This is a genomic window from Roseateles chitinivorans (assembly GCF_050632145.1).
Taxonomy (GTDB): Bacteria; Pseudomonadota; Gammaproteobacteria; order Burkholderiales; family Burkholderiaceae_C; genus Roseateles; species Roseateles chitinivorans_B.
This window is the reverse complement of sequence record NZ_CP192577.1, coordinates 4,656,483-4,677,285: the sequence shown is the minus strand read 5'-3', so window position 1 is coordinate 4,677,285 and position 20,803 is coordinate 4,656,483. Positions and strand designations below refer to the sequence as shown.

At 65.5% G+C, this 20,803-nt stretch carries 26 protein-coding genes; 2 read left to right on the top strand and 24 right to left on the bottom strand.

Annotated elements, in window-relative coordinates; genetic code table 11:
* Positions 1-104 precede the first annotated feature (104 nt).
* The 22 genes from ACQ86G_RS21545 to ACQ86G_RS21440 form a co-directional block, all read right to left on the bottom strand.
* Positions 105-260: a hypothetical protein gene (locus ACQ86G_RS21545; protein ID WP_431257220.1), complete on the bottom strand. Its 156-nt coding sequence runs from the start codon at positions 258-260 to the stop codon at positions 105-107.
* Positions 257-403: a hypothetical protein gene (locus ACQ86G_RS21540; RefSeq protein ID WP_431257219.1), complete on the bottom strand. Its 147-nt coding sequence runs from the start codon at positions 401-403 to the stop codon at positions 257-259. Before ACQ86G_RS21540 ends, ACQ86G_RS21545 begins: the two co-directional genes overlap by 4 nt.
* Positions 400-786 carry a hypothetical protein gene (locus ACQ86G_RS21535; RefSeq protein WP_431257218.1) on the bottom strand — a complete coding sequence of 129 codons (387 nt, stop codon included), beginning with the start codon at positions 784-786 and terminating at the stop codon, positions 400-402. Before ACQ86G_RS21535 ends, ACQ86G_RS21540 begins: the two co-directional genes overlap by 4 nt.
* Positions 786-1,172, bottom strand: coding sequence for a hypothetical protein (locus ACQ86G_RS21530; RefSeq protein ID WP_431257217.1), 387 nt, complete (start codon positions 1,170-1,172; stop codon positions 786-788). The genes ACQ86G_RS21535 and ACQ86G_RS21530 overlap by 1 nt, the downstream gene beginning before the upstream one ends.
* Entirely contained in the window at positions 1,172-1,327 is a 156-nt protein-coding gene (locus ACQ86G_RS21525) for a hypothetical protein (RefSeq protein ID WP_431257216.1), read from the bottom strand. The genes ACQ86G_RS21530 and ACQ86G_RS21525 overlap by 1 nt, the downstream gene beginning before the upstream one ends.
* Positions 1,328-1,329: 2 nt before the next feature.
* Positions 1,330-1,581, bottom strand: coding sequence for a hypothetical protein (locus ACQ86G_RS21520; RefSeq protein WP_431257215.1), 252 nt, complete (start codon positions 1,579-1,581; stop codon positions 1,330-1,332).
* Positions 1,578-2,261, bottom strand: a complete 684-nt coding sequence (locus ACQ86G_RS21515) for a glycoside hydrolase family 24 protein (protein ID WP_431257214.1) — start codon at positions 2,259-2,261, stop codon at positions 1,578-1,580. The genes ACQ86G_RS21520 and ACQ86G_RS21515 overlap by 4 nt, the downstream gene beginning before the upstream one ends.
* A 2-nt stretch (positions 2,262-2,263) precedes the next feature.
* Positions 2,264-3,697 (bottom strand): hypothetical protein, encoded by a 1,434-nt coding sequence (locus ACQ86G_RS21510; RefSeq protein WP_431257213.1) that lies wholly within the window; start codon positions 3,695-3,697, stop codon positions 2,264-2,266.
* Positions 3,694-4,353: a hypothetical protein gene (locus tag ACQ86G_RS21505; RefSeq protein ID WP_431257212.1), complete on the bottom strand. Its 660-nt coding sequence runs from the start codon at positions 4,351-4,353 to the stop codon at positions 3,694-3,696. Before ACQ86G_RS21505 ends, ACQ86G_RS21510 begins: the two co-directional genes overlap by 4 nt.
* Positions 4,353-4,790, bottom strand: coding sequence for a hypothetical protein (locus ACQ86G_RS21500; RefSeq protein ID WP_431257211.1), 438 nt, complete (start codon positions 4,788-4,790; stop codon positions 4,353-4,355). Before ACQ86G_RS21500 ends, ACQ86G_RS21505 begins: the two co-directional genes overlap by 1 nt.
* A 3-nt stretch (positions 4,791-4,793) precedes the next feature.
* The gene (locus ACQ86G_RS21495) at positions 4,794-4,976 is read right to left on the bottom strand and encodes a hypothetical protein (RefSeq protein WP_431257210.1); all 183 of its coding nucleotides are present in this window, start codon (positions 4,974-4,976) and stop codon (positions 4,794-4,796) included.
* Positions 4,977-4,986: 10 nt separating this feature from the next.
* A complete protein-coding gene (locus tag ACQ86G_RS21490) occupies positions 4,987-5,427 on the bottom strand; it encodes a hypothetical protein (RefSeq protein ID WP_431257209.1) in 441 nt (146 codons plus the stop codon).
* A gap of 23 nt (positions 5,428-5,450) precedes the next feature.
* Entirely contained in the window at positions 5,451-6,275 is an 825-nt protein-coding gene (locus tag ACQ86G_RS21485; protein WP_431257208.1) for a major capsid protein P2, read from the bottom strand.
* A gap of 246 nt (positions 6,276-6,521) precedes the next feature.
* The gene (locus tag ACQ86G_RS21480; RefSeq protein ID WP_431257207.1) at positions 6,522-7,253 is read right to left on the bottom strand and encodes a hypothetical protein; all 732 of its coding nucleotides are present in this window, start codon (positions 7,251-7,253) and stop codon (positions 6,522-6,524) included.
* Positions 7,243-7,740 carry a hypothetical protein gene (locus ACQ86G_RS21475; protein WP_431257206.1) on the bottom strand — a complete coding sequence of 166 codons (498 nt, stop codon included), beginning with the start codon at positions 7,738-7,740 and terminating at the stop codon, positions 7,243-7,245. The genes ACQ86G_RS21480 and ACQ86G_RS21475 overlap by 11 nt, the downstream gene beginning before the upstream one ends.
* A 352-nt stretch (positions 7,741-8,092) precedes the next feature.
* On the bottom strand, positions 8,093-8,284 hold the full coding sequence (locus ACQ86G_RS21470; protein WP_431257205.1) for a hypothetical protein: 192 nt from the start codon (positions 8,282-8,284) through the stop codon (positions 8,093-8,095).
* Complete coding sequence (locus ACQ86G_RS21465; protein ID WP_431257204.1) at positions 8,230-10,269, bottom strand: replication endonuclease; 2,040 nt, start codon at positions 10,267-10,269, stop codon at positions 8,230-8,232. Before ACQ86G_RS21465 ends, ACQ86G_RS21470 begins: the two co-directional genes overlap by 55 nt.
* Entirely contained in the window at positions 10,266-11,033 is a 768-nt protein-coding gene (locus tag ACQ86G_RS21460) for a DNA adenine methylase (protein WP_431257203.1), read from the bottom strand. The genes ACQ86G_RS21465 and ACQ86G_RS21460 overlap by 4 nt, the downstream gene beginning before the upstream one ends.
* 2 nt (positions 11,034-11,035) lie before the next feature.
* The gene (locus tag ACQ86G_RS21455; protein WP_431257202.1) at positions 11,036-11,251 is read right to left on the bottom strand and encodes a hypothetical protein; all 216 of its coding nucleotides are present in this window, start codon (positions 11,249-11,251) and stop codon (positions 11,036-11,038) included.
* Positions 11,251-11,511 carry a hypothetical protein gene (locus ACQ86G_RS21450; RefSeq protein WP_431257201.1) on the bottom strand — a complete coding sequence of 87 codons (261 nt, stop codon included), beginning with the start codon at positions 11,509-11,511 and terminating at the stop codon, positions 11,251-11,253. Before ACQ86G_RS21450 ends, ACQ86G_RS21455 begins: the two co-directional genes overlap by 1 nt.
* The gene (locus ACQ86G_RS21445; protein ID WP_431257200.1) at positions 11,508-11,633 is read right to left on the bottom strand and encodes a hypothetical protein; all 126 of its coding nucleotides are present in this window, start codon (positions 11,631-11,633) and stop codon (positions 11,508-11,510) included. The genes ACQ86G_RS21450 and ACQ86G_RS21445 overlap by 4 nt, the downstream gene beginning before the upstream one ends.
* Positions 11,634-11,637: 4 nt before the next feature.
* Positions 11,638-11,832, bottom strand: a complete 195-nt coding sequence (locus ACQ86G_RS21440; RefSeq protein WP_431257199.1) for a hypothetical protein — start codon at positions 11,830-11,832, stop codon at positions 11,638-11,640.
* 198 nt (positions 11,833-12,030) lie between these two features.
* Here ACQ86G_RS21440 and ACQ86G_RS21435 point away from each other — a divergent pair, with 198 nt between their 5' ends.
* The gene (locus ACQ86G_RS21435; protein WP_431257198.1) at positions 12,031-12,327 is read left to right on the top strand and encodes a hypothetical protein; all 297 of its coding nucleotides are present in this window, start codon (positions 12,031-12,033) and stop codon (positions 12,325-12,327) included.
* 243 nt (positions 12,328-12,570) lie between these two features.
* On the opposite strand, the gene ACQ86G_RS21430 is transcribed toward ACQ86G_RS21435, so the two are convergent.
* Both ACQ86G_RS21430 and ACQ86G_RS21425 read right to left on the bottom strand, forming a co-directional pair.
* The gene (locus ACQ86G_RS21430) at positions 12,571-19,257 is read right to left on the bottom strand and encodes a DUF3320 domain-containing protein (protein ID WP_431257197.1); all 6,687 of its coding nucleotides are present in this window, start codon (positions 19,255-19,257) and stop codon (positions 12,571-12,573) included.
* Between the two features lie 325 nt (positions 19,258-19,582).
* Entirely contained in the window at positions 19,583-20,215 is a 633-nt protein-coding gene (locus ACQ86G_RS21425) for a TetR/AcrR family transcriptional regulator (protein WP_431257196.1), read from the bottom strand.
* A gap of 173 nt (positions 20,216-20,388) precedes the next feature.
* Here ACQ86G_RS21425 and ACQ86G_RS21420 point away from each other — a divergent pair, with 173 nt between their 5' ends.
* The gene (locus tag ACQ86G_RS21420; protein ID WP_431257195.1) at positions 20,389-20,787 is read left to right on the top strand and encodes a VOC family protein; all 399 of its coding nucleotides are present in this window, start codon (positions 20,389-20,391) and stop codon (positions 20,785-20,787) included.
* The last annotated feature ends 16 nt before the right edge of the window (positions 20,788-20,803 follow it).

Genomic DNA, 20,803 nt, shown 5'->3' with positions numbered 1-20,803 from the left:
CGGCAAGTCCTCGAGCTGGCATCGCCAGCATCACCGGGGCTCGAGCGCCGTCATCTCTGGCGGTGGCGGCCGGCGTTCATCGCCGGTTGTGACGGTCCTGCAGGTCAGACCTGCGGCGCTCCGTCCCACTGCTTCTTGATCCAGGCGCGCACGCCGGGTAGCTGGCCGATGATGAGCGCCGCGAGCAGCGCACCGCCCATGACGATGATGGCCTCCCGGCCAATCTCCGCGGGCTTGGGAACGAATGCGGGGGCCTTCACGCCTGGCGCTCCAGGTAGGTGATCCGCGAGTCATGCGCATCGAGGTCGCGGCGCATCCACGCGAGCTTGGTGGACACCACGCCCCACGTGACGGCGCCGTTGATGGCGACCGTCGCGAGGGCCATCAGCAGGCTTTCGCTCATTTCGTCGGGCCTCCCGCCCGCTTGGCGTAGAACAGGGTCCGGTCGCCGAATAGGTAGAAGCCGACGGCCGATGCGAAGTTCGTGCAGTCGGCCGTTGCGCCGCCCGGCAGGGTCATCTGTTGCCACGCCCAGGTGCCCAGCACCAGCACGGCCACGGTCGGCCGCTGGAGCTTCACGATGGCCTCCACCCACGGGTACGACTGGCCGGCGCCGGTGTCCTGCATCGCCTTGAACAGCTCCAGCTCGCTGGTGCGCATCTGGAGCCATTCGGCGATGGACGCCGGCTTGAAGTTGTCCGTGGCCACGAACCGGTTGATCAGCGACTTGCCCAGGTCGACGGCGAGCGGCCCGAAGGCGGCCAGGACGGTCAATGGATCGATCATCAGAAGCCCCACATGCTTGGATTCTTGAAGTATTCGTCCACGGCCTGCGTGGGCGTCGGTGTGGCCACACTCGACCCCGAGCTGTTGGCGGTGCCAGCGTAGAGGCCCTGCCAGTACGACCCGAAGTAGTCGTAACCGCCCTCTTTCAACGAGCCGTCCGCGTTGTGCAGCCCGTCATAGATCGCGGTGCCCAGCGACCAATCCGGATCGCCCGACAGCCATGAGCCGATGCCGTTGACGCCGCGATAGGCAAGGTTCTTGTCGCTGGCCGGATTGAGGTCCGTGGACAGGACTTCGCCGATCTTGCCGGCGCCCTTCCACACGAGCACGCCGACGACCGCCACGGCGGCGCCGATCGCGATCACCTTGGCGTCGCCCGCGTCCATCAGGTGTTCCACATGCCGGCGAACGTCCACCAATCGGCGGGCGTGTTGACGGCGTTGTACGGGACCTGCGCGGCGAGCTGCGCGGACTTGTTCTTGCCGGCCTGGTAGGCCAGCACGGCCAGGATGAGGCCGCCGATGATGTGTTCGGTTTTCATGGTCAGAAGAGGTATCCGGTGCCGAAGAGGGCCGATCCGTTGAGGGCCGGGGTGACACGCGCCGAGTAATCGAACACGCCCGACTTGTACCAATCGGTGGGGAGCTGCTGGTCGATCCACTGCTGTAGCCCGGCGTCGCGTTGCTGCTGGCCGGGCTGGCTCGCCAGGGTCTTGCCCGGCGTGCGCGTGATGTAGTACAGCGCGAAGCCGGCGAAGCCGACGGCGCCGATGGTCATGAGCTGATTCGTGTTCATGCGATGGTCCCTCCGGCTTCGCCGTACCAGCCGGCGAGCGTCTCGATGCTGCGTTGCCCCTGCTGCGCGTAGTTGCCCGGCAGGCTGGCCCACTCGTTGCGGCACTTGCCCACGGCCGTGGTGAAGCGCCCTGCCTTCACATCCTCCAGCGCGCCGCGGCGGCGGATCAGCTCCACGGCCGCGGCGTCCTGGCTCGGGCCGGAGAAGTCGGGCAGGCTCAGCGCTCGCTGCACGCTGAGCCACGTGCCCTTGATCAGCTGGTATGCGCCGGCCGCGGAGCTGACGCAGCCAGGGCCGAAGCCCGCGAGCTCACACATCGAGTCCGAGAGCGGCTGGCCTCGCCACTCGCCGGTCACGGCCGGGTGGTTGCTCAGGTCCTGGATGGTGTGGCTGTAGCCGTAGCAGACCCGGTACGGATCGAACTGTCCCGCTGTGCCCTCTGCGTACTGGAGCATCGTGAGGAATGCGGCGGTGTTGCGCGCCGCCGTGTCGCCGTCGACGTTGGCCGGCGCCTGGGTGATCTGGTTCAAGAGCGATTCTCCGGAGTCGATGAGCGCGCTGGTGCTGAAGCCGCCGAGGTAGTCGCCCTCCCCGGCCTCGATCTGGCCGCCGGAGCGGCGAGACGCCACGATCAGCACGGAGGCCGCCGCAGTGAGGACGAGGGCTTGGGCGGGCCTCATGGTCAGCCGATCCGCACGGCACGCATGGCGCCCTTGTACGCAATCGTCCCCGCGCTGATGTTGATGAAGCCGCGCATATAGAACGTCTCGTTCGCGCCCGTCGTGTTCTCGTAGATGACGGTCAGGCTAGGCCTCGATGCAGCGTTGGCGGCGCTGTAAGGCCCAACCAGGATTTCGTCAGAGATGAATCCGCCGCCCGTCGTCGCGACCACGTTGGCGGCCGGCGAATTGGTGAGCCGGAACCCTGCGCTCACCAGCGTCGCACCCGCGCTGTTGATAGTCTGCATGGTGCCCTGGATCATCCAGATCCCCGGCGGCAGCGTGCACTGACAGGCCGTGAAGTTGACGCCGCCCAGCGTGGCGGTCGTCGTCTCGGCGCCGCCCACGATCTGGATGCTAGTACCCCGCAGAAGCTTCCATCCAGCCGGGATTGCGCCCGATGCGATGTCGAAGGTGTTGTCTCCTCCGATCACCACGCGGTCCCAGTTGGCGGACGGCGTGATGCGATAGCCCACCCCGTAGTTGCCGTACATGCGCAGGCCCACGCCCGACCCGGTGAGAGTGACCCACTCGGTTCCGACCGTGTTCTCTTGGTAGCTGTTGGTGATCGCGATGTTGCGGTTCGACAGCCCGAGCAGCTCGATTCCGCCCGTGTTCTCGCTGATCAGGGTGTCAATCGTGATGTTCACGCCGTTGGTGATCTTCACGCTTCGGCCGTTGGGCGTGTCGCTGAAGATGCACGACTGATCCACCTTGACGGTGGTCGCGGCATTCGCGGCGTCCGGCCCGTAGAGCTCCAGCCCGTGGAGCCCGGACGCGTTGCAGCGCACGCGCGTAATGGACGCATATCCACCGCGCTCGATGTAGATGCCACGCCGCTTGCAGTTGAGCAGGCGGATTCCGTCGATGTGGACGTTGTATGGGAAGGCGGGCGCCACCGCCTTGACCGCAATGCCGTCGCCGGCCTGGCCCGCCGTCGCGCCGTCCCAGCCGCCGAAGATGGTGAACCCGAACAGGTCCGTCTCGCCGGTCGTTGTCACGACATCGAACTGGGCCGCGGTGGCCTGGAGCACGCACTTGTCTTCGCCCGGACCGTCAACGACCAGCCCGGACAGATCCAGCGAAGCGGAGACGACCGCCCTGCCCATCGGCAGGCGCATACCCTTCTTCACGGCCGCTGCCCGGCAGGCTGTCGCACACGCCGCGATGGCCGCCGTGTCGTCGGTCACGCCGTCGAATTTTGCGAGCCATGGGTAATCCGATGGCGTCCAGTAGTCCAGCGCCGCCCGCTTCTGGAGCGTCGAGGACACCGGCGCAAGCGTCGCATCGAATCCGATCATGCCGGCGCCGGCCGGCGCAGCCAGTGCGCTCGACAGACCCAGCACTGCCGCAGCCACTTCTGGCCGCGTGGCATATCGCTTGATGAGGCCGGTCACGCCGTGACCTCCTGAACGTTGACGCTCGCAGTCTTGCCGGCGTCAGTGATGGCCGACCACGCCAGATTGGCGCCGCGGTCCTCTAGCCAGATATCCCCCACCTCCAGCACCACGCAGCGCTTTGCCCAGGTGATGCCGGCGGCGCCGATGGCAACCGGGTCCGGACCGATGTTGGCGATGCGAAGCGCGCGTCGGTTCGCGCTGGCAGCGGCGACCACGACGGCCACAGGACTGCACGCCACCGGGCCGTTGTTGGCCGCGGCCGTGGCCGGCGCGTCGCTCAGCGACACACCCGACACGTAGAGCAGGTTCCCCGGCGATCCGCGGTCATTCGACACCGGCAGCGGCAAGCCTTGGATTTCCGCCTTGACCGTCGCACCGTCCGTCAGGTCGAAATCGATGTCGTTGTTGCTGATGACGTAGCGGATCGTCGTGTCCACCGGTGAGGTGAACGTGACCGAGTCAAACGGGATCGCGCCAGTAAGCCGGGCCTTGAAGCCCTTGCGCGCCTGGCTGATTTCCTCGTCCGTGGCAAGGGGGATGCTGATGCGCACGGCGATGCTCCCCGCGGCCCCCGTGTCCAGAATCATCAGCATGCGTCCGGCCGTGCCCTGCCGCAGCGGCACGCCGGCTTTCAGCGTCGTGGTGAAGTCCATCAGGCCACCTTCTTGTTTCGCAACAGCGTGACGCCCACGAGCCCGATCACCGCCATGCCGGCGATGACGAGCGTGCGCACGTCGCTGGTCTTGAGGTCGACCACGGCCTGAGTCAGGTTCGCGGCCTGCTTGGCGTTGTCATCAAAGATGCCCGCCATGAGGTCATTGCTGCCGCTGATGGCGTCCTGCGCCGTCTTCTGCCAGCCCTCGACGCCGCGCATCGCGAGCGCGAGCGCGCCCGACACGGCGCCGTGGTCCGTCGTCGTGATGACGTTGTTGCTGCCCGAGACGGTCTGCTTGATGCTCGAATTGATCGAGCCTTCGGCGCCGACCACGGACATGTCCGTCGTCTCCGAGCTGTTCTGCTGCTGCGACTGGCTGTTGCCGATGCCGCTGCCGCCGCTGAAGCTGGGCATCAAGCCACTCAGGAGGCCCATGGGCTACTTCCGGTTGCGACTCAGGACCAGCAGGCCGACGACAGCGAGCAACATCAGCGGCATGGCCTGCGCGAGCATGCCGGAGCCGCCGAAATTGATCGTCTTGCCGAAGTTGGCCGCGAGGTCTTGACGACCGGACGCGCTGCTGCTGGCCTGGGTCTGGAGGGAGATGGGAGGCATCGGCATCGGACGCCCCTTACTTCGCCAGCTTTACGACGGCGAAGATCACGCCGCCGATGAGCAGCATCTGCGTCAGGCCGATGCCGGGCAGGATCTGCGGCTGCGCGTAGGCCTGGCCCGGCTGTACCGTGCCCTGCGCCTGCTGACCGTTGGGCAGGACGCCCACCGGCCGGACGACGCCGCTTTGCACGGCGTCCTTCGTCAGGCCGTAGCCCAGCAGCGCGCCGAGCCCCTGTTGCAGGAAGCCGCCCCAGTTGCCCATGTCGAAGCCGCCCGACTGAATCGGTTGCATCGAGCCGATGGCATTGGTGGGCACCGTGTCGGCGGTGCGCGGCTGCGTGTTCTGCGGGTTCTGGCCGTAGGAATTGGCCGTGTCCCACACGCTGATCAGACTGGTGTCGGGGATGCCGCTGCCAGTCCAATCCGAGTAGCCCGGAATGTCGAAGATGCCCGCCATGCTGACTCCTTTGGCTCAGCCGATCACAGACGGCCGATCGGATCGACCAGCTCGTAGTCCACGCCGAAGGTGCCGGCCGCGGACGTGACCAGCCGCAGCTCCACGTTGGGCGCGCCCGCCGTGTCGAGCATGCCGGCGAGGTTGCCGTCTTCGATGAAGTCGAGCACGAACATGCCGACGTCCGGCGCGAGGCCGTTGCGCTTCTGATCGTCCTCGACCTGGGCGCGCGTGACCTCGTGGACCACGTTGTTGGCGATGCGGATCTGAGCTCCGGTCACCAGCCCGTTGACGGACTCGCGGACCCAGACGCGCTTGATCTTGCCGCCCGCCCCGCCGACCGGCAGGTACATGATGTTCGGCGACGCTTCGGTGCCCGCGGCCGAGAAGCTCTGCGTGGTGTTCAGCAGCTTGCGAATGTAGGGGTTGTTCACCGGCGGGCGATAGTTCGCGCTGGCGTCGATGCGGCCGTTGGCCGGCGCGCCCGCGGCGATCTTGATTTCGAAGTCCAGCGACTGGAGCAGCGACGCCGGCACGGAGGCCAGAAGCTGTTCGGCGGCGCCGTTGCGGCTCTTGGGTTCGGTGAAATCCAGCGTCACGTAGTTGGCGCTGGTGAAGATGCCGCGATAGGCGTCGCGGCGGTTCACAACCGTGCCGGCCTGCTCATCCAGGAAGATGCGGCCGTTGGCCTTTCCCCGGATGGACTCGATGTGCGCGGGCGTCATGCCGCCCGACAGCGTGAATCGGATCTGGTCATACGTCGGAGCGCCCGGGCCGGCCGGCGCCTTGAGCGTGGCCGTGTTGCCCGGCGCGACGTTTTGCAGGTTGGTGAGCTTGAGCTTGTAGCCCATGGTGGTCGTCCTGTTCTCGTGTGTGATGGCGCCCGGCGCACGGCCGGGCTGCGTCTGCTACCGGGCTGGCTTACTGGCCGCCGGGCAGGTAGTCGCCGATCACCGGCACCTTGTAGACGTGCTTCTGGAACGCGTACAGCGCGGCGAAGACCACGGCGACTTCGGCGGCGAAGATGAGCTTTTCTTTCACGATGAATCCTTTCGGTGGGTGGCCCGCGGGCCGATGGACATGGCCCGCGGGGGGCCCTAACGAGCCTTCACTTTCGGGGCATCCGTGGGCTCGCGTCCAGGGTCCAGCGAGTCGGTAGACGTACCGCTAGCCCGCCTAGGCGTAGGCGCCGCCTTGAAGCCCTTCGGGTAGGTGAAACCCGTCGTGACCTCGCCACTGTCGAAGTCCTTTTCGAGCCACTGGAACTTCACCAGCTTGGCCAGGCGGCCTTCGTCAATGTCCATCGAGCGCGCGACCGCTACCCGGTGCGCGTACTCCCGCAGCGGCCCGGCGTGGATCAGGGTGCAGTTGCCCAAGAAGGTTTTGTCCACGAGGGCCGGCGTCTGGGTGGCGCCGATGATGTGGATGCCGGCGTGCCGGCCGCTGGTGGTCATCTTTCGCCACGCCGCGGGCGCCCAGCCGGGCGTGGTGACGTTGGCGAGTTCCTCTGCCACGAAGACGCAGTGCTCCGCGGCGTAGACCAGCTCACACAGGCCCTCGAATTCCTTGCGCAGCGCCTTCTCTCCGGCGCCGCGGGGGCAATACCTGACCCGCAGCGGCCCGTCGCCGGCCGCGATCACCTGGGCGCGCACGTCGGCCAGGGTCGGCGACAGGCGCTTGCCCGCGGCGTCCTCGTACTCCTTCTTGAAGTCCCAGACGATGATCCGCGGCGACTTCAGGCGCCGGATCTGGTCCTTGATCCAGATGCCTTTCCCGGTGCCGCTGGCGCCCACGACGCCCCAGATTCGCGCCTCCAGGTCAGCCGTCATGGGCCATCCCCTCTGCGGCCTTGTCCGTGGCGTCGCGCACGATCTCTGACGCCTTCTTGGCGCGCTTGTTGCGCCACCAGTCCTTGAGCTGCGTGAGCATGCCGCCCTTGTCCTTGTCCGGATTCTGCAAGCGGTGCCGGATGACGATGACGGTCGGGGCCGCGAGGCTGATGGTCGCGAGCGCCATGCCCAGCTCGGGCACCTTGCTCGTGCCGCTCCAGCCGTATTTATCGGCGACGGGCACGACGGACCGCCCCCAGGCGAGGCAAGCATCCTCCGTGTACACGTGCTTCAGCTCCGGCGCGAACATCGCCAGCGCGTTGCCGATCGTGTAGGCCAGCATGCCCCACTCCCGCGCGCCCTGATCCGCCGCCGCCTCGACGGCGATTTGCTCGGCCTGCTGCTGCGCCTGCTCTGGCGTCGGCCCGGCCGCGGCGTCCGCGTCATCCACGAGGCCGCCCAGGGCCTCCAAACGTTGTGCGTCCATGTCTACCCCTTGCCTTACCCGAACAAACCGCGCCTGCGAGGCGCTGGCGCTACTGCCGGCGCCGTAGCGCTAGGCGGGCTAGGCGGCGCGGGCGCCGGATCGGCGACCGGTGCCGCCGCGGGCGTAGCGCTAGGCAGCGGAGCGACGGGACGCATCAGCCCGCGCATCAGCGCGTCCTGCTGGGCGTTCGTGGCGTAGTGGGTGTGGCTACACCCCTTGTCGTGTTCGTCCAGGCAGTGGCTGTAGGGCCGCTTCCCTTCGGCGTCGATCCGCTTGACGTGGGTTTTCCCCCGCACAGCGGACAGACGCCGAAGCCGATGAGCACCGACTTCGGCTTGTCCGCGCTCATCGCTCAGCCCTGGAACGAGGCGATGAATTCGGCCTGGCTGCGCACCAGGGCGACCAGGGCGGGCACCAGCTCGCGCAGCGGCGGCGCCACGGCCGGGTGGCTCGCGGCGACCGTCGCCAGCTCGCTTAGCTGCTCCAGGGTCAGGGTTTCGGTGACGGCGTTGGCGCCAGATTCGGGGGTGTCGGTGTTGCCCATTCGGGACTCTCCTGTGGTTGAAGCCCCCCGGCTCCCTTTTCCCAGCGGTGCCAGCGGCCCCGCTTTGCATGACGCTCAACCGGCCCGGCGAAGAGCCGATCCGGCCGCGTGCAGTTATTGACAGGACTCCAAGGGCGCCGCGCTGCGCGCGCCGCCGGAGCCTCCAGGCGAGCGCGTGCCTGCGCGACAAAGCCCTTTGGCACCACGAGCCAGTCGGCCCGCTCGCTCATCACTTCGCGGCGCACGGTCCGGAAGCGCCGGAACGCCGGCACGATGCCGAACGCCGGCACGTCCTCTGCGCGGCGCTCGACGGTCACGACGCCGACGGCCTTGGGCGGCATGGCCTCGCCGTAGCGGCCCAGTTCGCCCGTGGACTCGCGCAGCACCTGTAGGCGCAGCTCGCGCCGCGGCACGCGGTGGCCGCCCTGGAGGTGCAGATAGGTGGCGAAGCCATTGGCAGCGGTGTACCGCTGCGCGGCTTCCCATTCGTGGTCGACGGCGCCCGCGGTGACATTGACCGCATCGAGCGCCATCGCGATAGCTGGGGAGGTGTCGCCCTGATCGGGATGCAGCCGGCGCAGCTCGCGCCAGACGCCGACCGGCGCGCCGCCGATCTGCTGGAACTGCCGAACCCTCCAGGTGCTGGCCCACGCGTCCACGCGCAGGGAGCTGGTGAGGGTGTCGTTCCCGTACAGGTCCTTGTCGACCTTGTAACCGTCAATGTTCTTGGAGACGTACTTGGCGATGTAGCCGGCGGCGCTTCCGCGCGTCCAGTCGATCCGCTCGACCACGACCCGGCGGCGGCGCGCGCCGCGCTCTGTCGCGCTGTCGTTGTGGAGGAAATACTGCCGCAGCTTCTTCAGCACGACGCGCAGCGCCACCGGCCGGCCGGCGCGGTGGTTCTTGCGCAGCGTGCCGCGCGCGACGACCGGCGGGAAGAACATCAGCGCGTGCCAGTGCGGCGTGCCGTCGTGGTTCGGCTCAGCGATGCGGAATCCGTAGAGCTCCACGCCCGAGCGCCGGCAAGCCTCGCTGAAGCTGCGCCACTGGCGGCAGAGGTACGCCTGCGCCTGGTCCGGCTGTGTGCCGTCGTGCTTCGGGTTCGGCTCGACGCCGTAGCTCTGTCCCGGCCGGGTCCTCCACGCGTGCATGCGACTGGGGCACGTCACGGTGATGAACAGCGCTTCGTGCCCGCATTCTTTGGCGATCAGCTCGAAACCGGCGATGCGCGTCATCAGCTCCATGCGGCGGATCGCGCGGTTCGCCGGCCCCTTGGCCGCCAGCTCGGCCAGCGTGTATTCCTGCCCGTGTTCGTTGACAGCGGCGACGCTCTCCAGCGCGGCTTCGTTGCGCTTGCGCTGGCCCAGCCGGCGCGCCAGCGACTCGTTGCTGACGTAGCAGCCGGCGCGCTTGTGGACGAGCCCGATCGTTCGCGCTGTGGCCTCGACGGCGGTAGCGTGGACGCTGCGCAGCACGCCGCGCCAGAAGCGCTCACAGCGCGTGCGCGCCACCGCGCCCGGGATGTGCCGGCGCGCATGCGCCAGCACCTTGCCGGCGACGCCGCGCAGGCTCGACCAGTGCAGGACTTCCAGCAGGGACGCCAACATCATCAGCCGGTCACGCTGCGCCGGCTCACGGTCGGCCAGCTCGACCGCCCAGGCGCGTTGCATGCCGTCCAGCCGGCGCGCGGTGTCGCGGGCGAGCGTGGACGCCTCCTGTCGAATCTCGCCGTCGTTGGCGTCAGCCGCCACGCCCGAGCGGTGCGCGCGGCCGATGGCGGATGCGGTCTTGAGCAGCTCCAGGTTTGCACCGGCCGCGTCGACCGGTCGCGCGTGGCGCCAGCGCGCCAGCAGCTTGCCTGCCCAGGCCACCGGGAAGTCATCGACCTGCCCGACGGCCCATGCGGTGTCGCGGCGCTCTGCGTTCGTGGCGTTCTGCGCCAGGATGCAGCGCATGCGCTCGGTCTGCTGCTGCAGCATCGTCATGCCTGCCCCTGGTCGACGCGATCACCCATCGCCAGCTCCACCGATGGGATCCCATCGCCAGCCTTGCCGGTGTGACCAGGTGGATAGGCGATGCCGCGCTCTGCCATCACGGCCAGGATCGCGCCGCGCTCCACATCCGGCAGCTGCTCCCATCGCCGCAACCAGCGAGCCGCCTTGCGCTTGATCCGCTCGCGCTCTCGGAAGTTGGATCCGGCATAGCTGAAGTCGGCGAGGACGGCCGGGGCCGGGTAGTTCATCCAGAGCGACTCGACGCGCACGCCGCGCCGGCTCATGGCGTTGAAGTCGATCCGGCGCCAGCCGTGCTCGGCGGCCCAGTCGTCGTACATGGGCGACCGGTAGCCGCTGATGGCGACCATAGCCTTGATCGACGCGGCCAGATCGAGCAGGCGCCGATGGTCGGCGTCGCTCATCTCGAAGCGGTACAGATTCAGGTCGCGGCGCGTGCTGTGCACATAGGGCGGGTCCAGGTAGACCAGCTCATCGCCCTTGAAGTCGAAAGCCGCCAGCACCTCCAACGCGTCACCGTGCAGTACTTCAACGTCGGCCCTGCCGATGGTGGCCAGACGCCAGCGCTCGACCACTTCGCGATCAAGGTCCGCCAGCACTGACGATGCCGCCGGCGCCTTGCGCTCGAAGACGTTGCCGCCGCCCACGAAGGGCTCGAAGTAGACCCTGTGCGGCGGAAACTGGTTGATGATGGCCTGAAAGACGCCGGCCCCGCCCTTCCCTCCCGGGTACCGCATCGTCAGCCCCGGAGCTGCTGCAGCTCGGTCGCCTTCGCTCGCACCAGCAGGCGCGACCGCACCTCGTTCCAGGCGGCGCGCTGCTCCGGCGTCATGAGCGACGGCGTGCGTTGAGGGTGGCGGTATGGATGCAACGAGCCGTTGTGCCCGCTGCACGCCACGCCGCCGACGTAGGCGCCCGTGTCCTCGGGACCGTCCTCGGTGTAGTGGCGGCCCATCAGCCCATCCCCACACTGGAGCAGTCCGGGCAGCGCGTTCCGGCCGGCAGTGGGCAAGGCGCTTCGCCTTCGTGGCGACGGCCACACGGTGCAACCGCGACTCCCGCGTGAATCAGCGCGATTGCACACACGAGATTGAGCCGGGCGGCGCCGATGTTGTCGCGCAGCTCCAGGCTCGTCCCGTCCTTGCAAACGAGCGCTTCGGTCATGCGGACCAGCTTGAGGGCATCGAACAGCCCGGCGGCGATGGCCTCGCTCATCGCGGCCCCCAGAAGATCAGGACCAGCGTCGCCGCGTTGATGGCGAGCGACAGCAGGGCGAGGTTGACGGACCGACGAGCGTGGTCACGCGAGCGCCGCAGCGCATTTGCGATGCTGCCCATGGCGTCAGGCGGCTTGGGGTTCCAGGGCCGCCGCGGCTTCGGCGGCGATGCTCTCGGCGCGATCAGCGCAGCGGCTGAGGGCCTGACCGATCATGTCCGCTTCGTGCGGCAGCAGGGCCAGTCCGTTGATGACGACTTGGCCGGCGACGGCCTCGACTTGGACCGGCGTCTGAGCGACGGTCTTCACGGTGTAGCGCATGGAACCCCCAGGTTCGTTGTCTCTCCCCACCCCTCACGGGGCCGCCCCGGCGGAACCGGGGAGAAAACATCCGGGGCGGCGGCCGCACGGTATCTCCGTGGCTAGGAGATATGCAAGCGGCGTAGTGAATAGTCCTAGCTGCTTGCCAGGGATATAGTCGCCGCCTGTATCCGCAACGCCACGAAACCGGGGGTTTCCATGCTCAAGACCGTCGACCTGATCGACATGGCGAAAAAGCGCCATGGCGACGTGACCGATTACCGAATCGGCAAGCTGCTGGGCATTGATCCGAGCAAGATTTCGACCTACCGCCACACCGCCTCAAAGCCCGGAAACCCAATAGCCATGCGGCTTGGCGAGCTGGCCGGCGTCGATCCGCTCGAAGCCGTGGCCCTGGTCAACCTTGAGCGCGCGACCGCCCCCGAAGAGCGCGAAGTCTGGGAAGCCATCCTTGAGCGCTTGTCCCACGCGAAGAAGGGCCGGAAGGCGTCATAACGCCCGGCCCTTGTCTCATTTTGCTACAGCCCTTCGGGGCTGTTTCTATTTGTGAATCAATGACTTACTGGCTATAGCGGGGCGCCAGTAATGCACATTGTCAGACTTATCAGTAATGCGACTGAAGCGCTCTTCAGGGCTACGGGCAAACAGAAAGCCGCTCGACGCAAAACTTGGACTTGGGTGGCAAAGCAAGCCGACACCCCAGTTTCCCAAATGCGATCGACCACCTCCGCCCATTCATCAGGCCAAGTATTGCCCTGCACGGAAGCGCGCAAGCGCCTGCTCCAGCCTCCCGCGGCTAGCAGCTCTCAGTTGCAAGAGACCAAGCTCTCTGGCCATGGCTATCAGGCTCTCGTCGTCGGACGCAGCCGGGTTGACGACCAAGGCTGCCAGGGCTGTCAGTTCCTCAAGGCAAATTTCGTCTACGGAACGCCTGGAGTCGGCAGAGGCGACACGAAAAAGTACCTTGCCTTCCGGGCTTACGGCTGAAGGCCAATAAAACGTGCCAACCGACTCCTCTGTACTTTGAAAGACTCGCCTCGCCACCTCTTCAACGCGGTCCTGAATGCGGCTACCCGTGCGCTGCCAACCATGGGCGCGAGAGATGCGACGCGCAAGCACGAGGTCTAGCACAGGCCCCTCGCGTTCGACGACGTATGCGACCATCGCCTTCAGCCGTTCGTCGTACGAGCCATCGAAGAATGCATCGGGGTCGCACGCCTCTACCGCAACAGCGGGATCGCACTCTGCAAACCCTCTCGACAGTAGACTCGTTTCATCACTAGATGCCCGTCGTGCATACACCTCCTCGGGCACCTCTCTTTGTGCCGCGGGCACCTGGTCGGTCACCTCAGGCACAACATGTACCGTATTCGACAACGGGTTCGGCGGCGGGACAGCCACTGGCGCCTCTGCCATCGCCTTCTCAATGGCCTCCCGAGCCTCCGCCTCCGCCGCGGCCTTCTCAGCCTCAACCGCTCGCTTCGCGCGGCTAACGGCTAAAAGGTCGTCAAGTTGCTTGCAGATGCGCTCGATGACGCCCTTCGGGTCAACCCACCAGTCGGTTGACCAGATGCGCAGGATCTCCCAGCCGAGTCCACGCAGCACCTGTTCGCGCAACATATCCCGGTCGCGTGCGGTGGCCGACCGGTGGTAGGTCGCTCCATCGCACTCAATGCCTGTGAGATAGCTGCCGAGCGCGTCCGGATGGACCACGGCAAGGTCGACACGGAAGGACGAAGCGCCGACTTGTGTATGAAGTTGCCAGTTCCTTGCAGTCAGCGCCGCAGCAACTGCCTCCTCGAACGGACTTTCGAATCCACCGAGACTGCCAGCTGTCGCCTCAAGAAGCGCCCGTGATCCGCGCTCAGCAAACTCGAGGAAGTGCTTCAGGTCTCGGACGCCGACGGCTTGAGTCCGCGACAGGTCCATCTGATCGCCGCGAAGCGTCGAGAACACTCGCAGTTCCTGCCGCGCGCGAGTGATGGCAACGTTGAGGCGACGCTCGCCTCCCGTGCGGTTCATCGGACCGAAATTCATTGACACGACGTTGTTTGAGTCGGGCCCAAACGTGATGGAGAAGTACATGATGTCGCGTTCGTCCCCCTGGACGCTCTCCAGGTTCTTGACGAACAGCGGCTCCAACTCCGACTCGGCAAAGTACGGCTCAAGGCTCGAGTCCTTGCGCCGCTCTTCGTCCAGCAGGTCCTCGATGAGTTTCTGCTGCTCGGTGTTGAAAGTCACTACACCGATGGTCAGCTTGGATTCTCGAAAGCCTGGTGTCTTGAGACGCTTCACGACGTCAGCGACCAGCGCCTTGGCCTCAGCCTGGTTGGTCCGGGCGCCGCCCTTCGCATAGGAGCCCTTGACGTAGTGGAAGCTGACCGCCCGATCTTCGGTGACCGGGGACGGGAACGTCACCAAGCGACCACCGTAGTAGCGGTGATTAGAGAAGGCAATCAGGCTCTCATTGCGGCTCCGATAGTGCCAATCGAGGTTCAACGTGGGCAGGCTGGCGCCCATGCATTCGTCGAGGATGCTCTCCATGTCTCCTTCGACATCCTCGTCGTCAGTCGACGATTCGGCACGGTCAAAGAAGCTCGTTGGCGGAAGTTGCTTCGGGTCCCCCACCATGACAACTTGGCGTCCGCGAGCAATCGCACCGATGGCGTCCCAAACTGGAATCTGAGAGGCCTCATCGAAAATCACCACATCGAACGGCTCTGAATCCGCTGCAAGATACTGTGCGATGGACAGAGGGCTCATCAGCAGACATGGCGTCAGCTTGGTCAACGCTGTGGGGATGTTGCTGATGAGTTCCCGCAGCGGCTTGTGCGCGCGCTTCTTGGTGATCTCGTGCTTCAGGAAACCCCATTCGGAACTTCGCGTCACGTCGTCCGGCGCCGGCAGGCCTCTACACAAATTCGCCCGCAACCAAGATTTCGTCAGCTCGGTGAAGCGCTTGTCGAGTGCCCTGAAGTCCGTGATGCGTCGCTCGTGCTCCGCGGACACGAAGGTGCGGATGACATGTTCGCTGTCGACTACGGCGTTCAACCACCAACGGCAGTAGTTCGTCTCAAATGCGCGGCGAACGTTGCTTGGCCGCAAAGCCCCATTGGTCAAACCAGCGACGATTGAACTCAAGCCAAGGGCCATCGCCTGCTGGCTGACTTTGCGCCAAGCGCACCAAGCGTTGAGCCTGTGCTCCGAAGCGATGATTGCCTCAGCGCGGGCCTTCAGCTGATGCAAGTCCGAATCGCTGTACCCCGCCTCAGCTTCGGGCGTGAACGTTCCGCGGCTTGCAAGCAGGTCGATGCTAGGTTGAAGTCGCCCGATAGAGTCGAGGTACAGATCACCCGCCGCAGCGACGGGACCGGCGACGTCCAGCAGCGCGTTCCCCTCCGTGACGAGTTGCTCAAGAGCCTTGCAGACGTCCGCAACATCTTCCGGTGCTGCAGCGAGATTTGAAACCGCTGCTGCGATGGACCGCTGGAACGAGACGGCCTTTGCCACCTCGTCCTGATCGGTCTCAAGGTACTTCCAAACGCCCAGACACAGCGACCTCAGGTCGTCCAGGTCGGCCAGCTTCGCTTCGAGGGCGCCTCGCTCCTTCAGGGTGGCATGATCCTTGGCCAACCTCTCACCGCATGCACCTTGGGCCACGAGTTCGAAGGCCGCCGTCATCGCTCCAGATGAGCGAACCTCCGGCAAGGCTTTCGTGAATGCAATAGCGTCTTCCAGCGCTGAAATGTTCGTGTCGAGGCCCTTCCAAAGCCCGTCGGTGGCGCTCTCAAGGTTGCCAGCCTCGGCCACCTGTGCATCCAGATTCACAATCTCCTGCAGCTTGCTCACATCAGCAGCTAGCGCCTCACCGCCACGCCCAGCGCTCAATGGTTCGAGCCCATCGAGAACGCAGTGTCCGTTGGCACGCGCCAGCTTCAAGACGTCCTGCAGCTTGGCAGCCGCCGTCAGCACGTCGAGTCTGGACTTCAAGCCCCTCCAGACACCAGCGAGCTCATCAGCCGGGTCCAGCTTCTCGATTTCGGCGCGCTTCTCGCGAATGGCAACGAGCTTCGTCAGGTCGTCAGCCACCCTGGGCTCGCCCTCCCCTGCCACCACCGCTTCGATCTGCTGCTTGATCTTGCGCTTGCCTAGCCACGTAAGCGGCCACACGGACTTGGCCGCTTTGGCATAGTCTCGGCTCAGTTGGTACACGTTCAGCTGTTCCACCCCTTCGGAGTAGCGCACAGACAGGCCTTGCTCCAGGTCGCCGAGCTCGTTCAGCAAACTTGTGCCCTTGCGCAACGTCTCCAGCGCAAACTGCGACCAAGGGGTGGGCAGGCTGGCGAACAACTCCCGGCGCTTCCTGAGCAGGCCAACGGCCTGCGTCGCATTGCCTCGCAGAGCGAGGTCCCAACCACCAGATAGTTGCCCGGACAGCGCCGCATGCTTCTGCAGCATGGAACTTCCCGCAACAAGGCGTTCCACGGTGCTCCTGGCATCGGCCGCGAAGGCGAAGCTCCAATCTCGCCCCGCAGCATGGGGCAGGCACCGGGCGAGTGACGCTGTGGCCACGCGCGCGCGACGGGTCAGGGGTACTGAAGGCAGCCTCGTAACGGCGCGGAAGCGCTCGTAGGCAGACAGGACCTCCTCACAAACGGGAAGCAGCTGTCGCGCTGCCTCGACGACGCCTTGCTGCCAACTCGGAGACCAGTCGGCATGGCCGATGTCCAGCAGCGGTCCGCCCGAAAGCGCATCGGCTCCGACAGCCCCCGCGTTCACCTCGAGGCGTGCAACGACCTCCCGCAGTAGCTCAGTGTCGGTCTTGGTGTGTGCAGCGTGCGTTGCCCATGACAAAGGCAAGCTGGGCACGTCAAAACCATCGACAACTGCGCCGATGGCGTCATAGATGGACCTGCCATTCGCGTGGCGATGATGCAGTCGCTCGACGTAGATGTTGAGCTCATCACGCACTCGCTTCAAGCGGTCGGCCTCTTGCTCCCAGACAGCCGAGTCAACCTCCCCGCGAGCCTCCCACGAGGACTTCAGCTGCGCCAGCACATCTGCCTTTCGAGCCTTGCTCGAGTGCAGTTCCAGGCAGAACTCACCAAGGCCTACCTCACGCAGGCGGCGGTACACAACGTCCAACGCTGCAATCTTCTCTGACACGAACAGCACGCGCTTGCCTTCGGCCAGGCACTGGGCGATGGTGTTCGAGATGGTTTGGCTCTTCCCCGTGCCTGGCGGGCCGATGAGTACAAAGTCCTTGCCACGAGCGGCCGCCATCACCGCCGAGAGTTGCGAGGAGTCCGAAGGTAGCGGGCAGAAGGTCTGCTGCGGAGAGAAGTCCCTGTCGAGAGACTTTGGACTGGGGAAAGTAGATGAGCTTGGATAGGGGTCGCGAGGCGTGTCAATCAAGTGCTTGACGACTGGATTGAGGCGCAACTGATCTGTTCGCTGCGTCAGGTCAACCCACATTAGGTACTTGGCGAAGGAGAACGTGGACAACACCACCTCCTCAGACACCTCCCAGCCCTTGATGTCCTTCACAGCAACGGACACCGACTTCCAAATCTTGGCGATGTCCAAACCCGCTTCGTCGCGAGGAAGCTCACCGTCGGCGATGCCAAGGTTCAGATGAAAATCCTGGCGCAGCATCTCGATGAGCGTCGGGTTGAACCGAGGCTCGTCGTCGTGCAGCGTCATCGTGAAGCCTGACCTCACGCTGCGTCGATTCAGGGAAACCGGAATCAGGATGAGCGGCGCACGGTGCTTCACTTCCTCTTTGTCAGCGCGGTTCCAGGTGAGGAAGCCCAGCGCCAGGTACAGCGTGTTCGCGCCCCCTTCTTGGAGAGTCGTGCGCGCGTTGCGGTACATCTCGACCATGCGCGCCTCGAGCTCATCCTTGGAGAGCTCAACGAACACTTCTCGCCGGCGCAGCGCATCCAGTGCGAACTGACGACGCAGGTTCTCGCGGTCCCTACCCTCATGGATGGCCTGGCTGCGTGGATCGTTACCGTCCATCAGGTCCGGTCGAGGCTGCAGTTTCAGCTCCTTGCCATCAGACATGACGTCTTCAAGCAGCCCAGGGTCGGGGGCGTCGAGCCTCAGCGCCTTCTTGTTCGCCTTGAAATTGAGCAAGTTGTTGCGCAGCGACAGGTCGAGCAGCTTGCGCTGCCAGCGGGCCAAGCGGTCTCTAGGGTCAAGCGTGGCGTCGTCAGTGACCTGCAGGTCGTCATCCGGGAGGTCCGGCGCGTCCTCGAGCAGAATCGTGCCGTCGGCAATGATTTCGACGGGCTCAGGAACTTGTAAGAGTTCGGGGCTGGACAACGGCTTGATGCGCTGCAGCCGAGCGCGCCGGATGTCGACGGCAAGCTCGAACGTATCGTCCTTGCCTTCGGCGATCTGATCGGCGCCAACCTCGGCTGCTCGGCTGAACGGTACTTGGGGGCGCTGCGTGACCAAGGTGGTCTCGAACAGGACCAGCTCCTTGAGCTTCAGTCGCTTGCGCAGGGCCGTCACGTCGTCGACAACCGTTGTCGAGAACTCCTCCGACTTCAACCACACGCCGGCAAACGCATGCCCACGCGTAAAGACCACCACAGGGTTGAGCCCTAGCTGTTCCAGCGTCGAGCAGAACAAGAGGGCTAGGTCCATGCAGGTTCCCAGCCCGGAGTCTGCGATCTGCGTTGCGCCACGAATCTTCTGACCGCGATGCTCGAAGCTAGCCGGCGGTAGGGCGTAGTCGATCTTCATCGAGACCACGGCACCCCAGACTGCTGCTGCGAGTTCCCAGGCTCGTTTGGAACTGCCCTGCTTATACCCATCCAGGGCGGTATCTTTCCCGTGCTCGCGCAGTAAATCCGCGGTCTTCTTCAGGACGCGGTCGACCGCTGGATCGTTGGGCTGCACGAAAGCCGCAACCATGTCGGGTAGGTGGGACAGACCACCCCACTGGTTGCGGGGCAGTAGCTCAACAGCCTTTGACGTTTCTGTGAGTACCTCCACCTCCGCGCCGGCAGCGCGAACGGTCAGGGTTACGGTCGCAGTTTCAGCCTCCGTGAGCCGCGTGAGCAGCGGACCATCTAGCTGAACGTCTATGTCCTTGATCCGGTAACGGTCGCCCGAGCGGATCGCGTCCAGCCTCCAGGTCTTCGGCTTGACGAACGCGGGCGTGGAAGTCAGGGAGAGCTCTAGCTGTTCGGTGTCGAACTTCAGGGTGCTTGCCACCGTAAGCTCGCGGAGCAGGGGAACTGCGTTCTGAAAGTCAGCGAGGCTGAGCTTCGCAGCGAGCGTGGCGTCGACAGACAGCGCCGGCGGCGGCTCCAAAGGCGCCGCGTGATCGCTCTCGGGCGAGGTGCTAGAAGCGTCGGCGTCGGTTGTGTCCAGAGGCTGACTTGCCTGGGGCGACTCCATCTTGTGGGACATCCCAGCCCTCCCGTCTCGTGTTGACCTTGGGCTCTTGGGCCCTCCCTCGGATATGCCTGCGGCACGTCCGTATACAAATGTATCTTGGCACGTCGGCGCGGCAATCCACAGCGCGTAAATAGGGGGCTGGCGGAGGATCGCTTTGACACAGAGGTCGAGAGCTCGGGCAGGCTAACCGGCGCTGTGGTCGCACCCACCGGCGTGTCAGGGCGAGGTGAGACCGCGCCCTTCGGCTCAGCACTCCTGTCAAACAACTTGGAGGCCAGGTCCGTCCGTCGACGATCGCTCGCCGAGGACCGCAGATGTCGGCGCGGCCTCGTCAACTTCAGAGGGCTCGTCCTGCACGGACGACCGCACCCGACAACGCCGCCGACACGACCCGCTTCACGAATCGGGCATCGATCGACTCGCGGGAGAACCAGCGCCGGTAGAAAACCGGTCCCACCAACTGGGCCACGATGGCCGGCAGATCCGCGTCCGCCGGCAACTCACCGCGGACCTGGGCGCGCTTCAGCACGGCCAGGTACGGCGCCGTGTGATCGATCTGGATGGCCCCTGTGATCCTGGCCAAATCCGCATCCCGCTCTGCGGCGTCGACGAGGGACGGCAGCACGCTCGGCCACCTCTCTTCCCGCAGCATGCGAGCCAGTTCCATCACCAGGGCGTTCGCGTCCCCCAGCAGCGTCCCTGTGTCGGGCGTCGTCTGCGCCGTGCTGATCAGTGCGCACGCCTCCAGCACCAGGGCCGATCCCGTCCGCCATTGACGGTAGATGGTGGTCTTGGCCACCCCGGAGAGCTTCGACACCTCATCGACGCTCACGCCACTCATCCCGCGCGCGGCCAGGATGTCGCAGGTCGTGCGCAGCACCGTCTCGCGGGACTTCCGCACCCGCTCGTCGAGCTTCCTGGTCGCCGGGGCAGCCTCTTTCCGGAGCTGCGCCGCATCGTCGTCTTTCATGCCTGGCCTTGCCGTCATTCGCTACAAGTTGGTAGCGTATATACCACGACACGAACTCAGCTCAATCCGCGACGACCCCTCATTTCATTGACGTCAGGAGGTCATTTCGATACGCTCAAATATCGCCACTAATTGGTAGCGAAATGTCCTCAACCGTCTTTCCTGGGACCCGCATGAACTTCGTTTCCGTCCGAATCATCACCGAGGACATCCAGCGGCTCGTGTCCTTCTACGAGCGCGTACTGAGCCTTCCCCCGACCTGGTTCACCGAAGATTTTGCTGAGTTCGGCACGCCTGCCGCGACCCTGGCCATCGGCAGCACGCGCACCCTGGCACTGTTCGGCCAGGACATCGCCGAGGCCGCGGCCAATCGATCGGCCATACTCGAGTTCCTCGTGGAAGACGTTGATGCCCGCCACGCCTTACTGCGCGACGAGGTGCTGGTGGTCCAGGCGCCGACGACCATGCCGTGGGGCAACCGGTCTCTGCTCCTGCGAGACCCGGACGGTCAGCTCGTCAATCTCTTCACGCCGGTCACGGAGATGGCCCGAAAGAAATTCGGCTTGACCTGAGACAGAGGCGCGTCGC

Bases quoted from the DNA above. Each gene is read 5' to 3' on its own strand.
- ACQ86G_RS21445 (WP_431257200.1), bottom strand. From the start codon at position 11,633: ATGGGCAGCATCGCAAATGCGCTGCGGCGCTCGCGTGACCACGCTCGT.
- ACQ86G_RS21470 (WP_431257205.1), bottom strand. From the start codon at position 8,284: ATGGGCAACACCGACACCCCCGAATCTGGCGCCAACGCCGTCACCGAA.
- ACQ86G_RS21540 (WP_431257219.1), bottom strand. From the start codon at position 403: ATGAGCGAAAGCCTGCTGATGGCCCTCGCGACGGTCGCCATCAACGGC.
- ACQ86G_RS21525 (WP_431257216.1), bottom strand. From the start codon at position 1,327: ATGAAAACCGAACACATCATCGGCGGCCTCATCCTGGCCGTGCTGGCC.
- ACQ86G_RS21475 (WP_431257206.1), bottom strand. From the start codon at position 7,740: ATGGACGCACAACGTTTGGAGGCCCTGGGCGGCCTCGTGGATGACGCG.
- ACQ86G_RS21505 (WP_431257212.1), bottom strand. From the start codon at position 4,353: ATGGACTTCACCACGACGCTGAAAGCCGGCGTGCCGCTGCGGCAGGGC.
- ACQ86G_RS21530 (WP_431257217.1), bottom strand. From the start codon at position 1,172: ATGGACGCGGGCGACGCCAAGGTGATCGCGATCGGCGCCGCCGTGGCG.
- ACQ86G_RS21515 (WP_431257214.1), bottom strand. From the start codon at position 2,261: ATGAGGCCCGCCCAAGCCCTCGTCCTCACTGCGGCGGCCTCCGTGCTG.
- ACQ86G_RS21430 (WP_431257197.1), bottom strand. From the start codon at position 19,257: ATGTCCCACAAGATGGAGTCGCCCCAGGCAAGTCAGCCTCTGGACACA.
- ACQ86G_RS21440 (WP_431257199.1), bottom strand. From the start codon at position 11,832: ATGCGCTACACCGTGAAGACCGTCGCTCAGACGCCGGTCCAAGTCGAG.
- ACQ86G_RS21420 (WP_431257195.1), top strand. From the start codon at position 20,389: ATGAACTTCGTTTCCGTCCGAATCATCACCGAGGACATCCAGCGGCTC.
- ACQ86G_RS21465 (WP_431257204.1), bottom strand. From the start codon at position 10,269: ATGACGATGCTGCAGCAGCAGACCGAGCGCATGCGCTGCATCCTGGCG.
- ACQ86G_RS21535 (WP_431257218.1), bottom strand. From the start codon at position 786: ATGATCGATCCATTGACCGTCCTGGCCGCCTTCGGGCCGCTCGCCGTC.
- ACQ86G_RS21500 (WP_431257211.1), bottom strand. From the start codon at position 4,790: ATGGGCCTCCTGAGTGGCTTGATGCCCAGCTTCAGCGGCGGCAGCGGC.
- ACQ86G_RS21490 (WP_431257209.1), bottom strand. From the start codon at position 5,427: ATGGCGGGCATCTTCGACATTCCGGGCTACTCGGATTGGACTGGCAGC.
- ACQ86G_RS21460 (WP_431257203.1), bottom strand. From the start codon at position 11,033: ATGCGGTACCCGGGAGGGAAGGGCGGGGCCGGCGTCTTTCAGGCCATC.
- ACQ86G_RS21455 (WP_431257202.1), bottom strand. From the start codon at position 11,251: ATGGGCCGCCACTACACCGAGGACGGTCCCGAGGACACGGGCGCCTAC.
- ACQ86G_RS21495 (WP_431257210.1), bottom strand. From the start codon at position 4,976: ATGCCGATGCCTCCCATCTCCCTCCAGACCCAGGCCAGCAGCAGCGCG.
- ACQ86G_RS21480 (WP_431257207.1), bottom strand. From the start codon at position 7,253: ATGACGGCTGACCTGGAGGCGCGAATCTGGGGCGTCGTGGGCGCCAGC.
- ACQ86G_RS21450 (WP_431257201.1), bottom strand. From the start codon at position 11,511: ATGAGCGAGGCCATCGCCGCCGGGCTGTTCGATGCCCTCAAGCTGGTC.
- ACQ86G_RS21485 (WP_431257208.1), bottom strand. From the start codon at position 6,275: ATGGGCTACAAGCTCAAGCTCACCAACCTGCAAAACGTCGCGCCGGGC.
- ACQ86G_RS21425 (WP_431257196.1), bottom strand. From the start codon at position 20,215: ATGAAAGACGACGATGCGGCGCAGCTCCGGAAAGAGGCTGCCCCGGCG.
- ACQ86G_RS21520 (WP_431257215.1), bottom strand. From the start codon at position 1,581: ATGAACACGAATCAGCTCATGACCATCGGCGCCGTCGGCTTCGCCGGC.
- ACQ86G_RS21435 (WP_431257198.1), top strand. From the start codon at position 12,031: ATGCTCAAGACCGTCGACCTGATCGACATGGCGAAAAAGCGCCATGGC.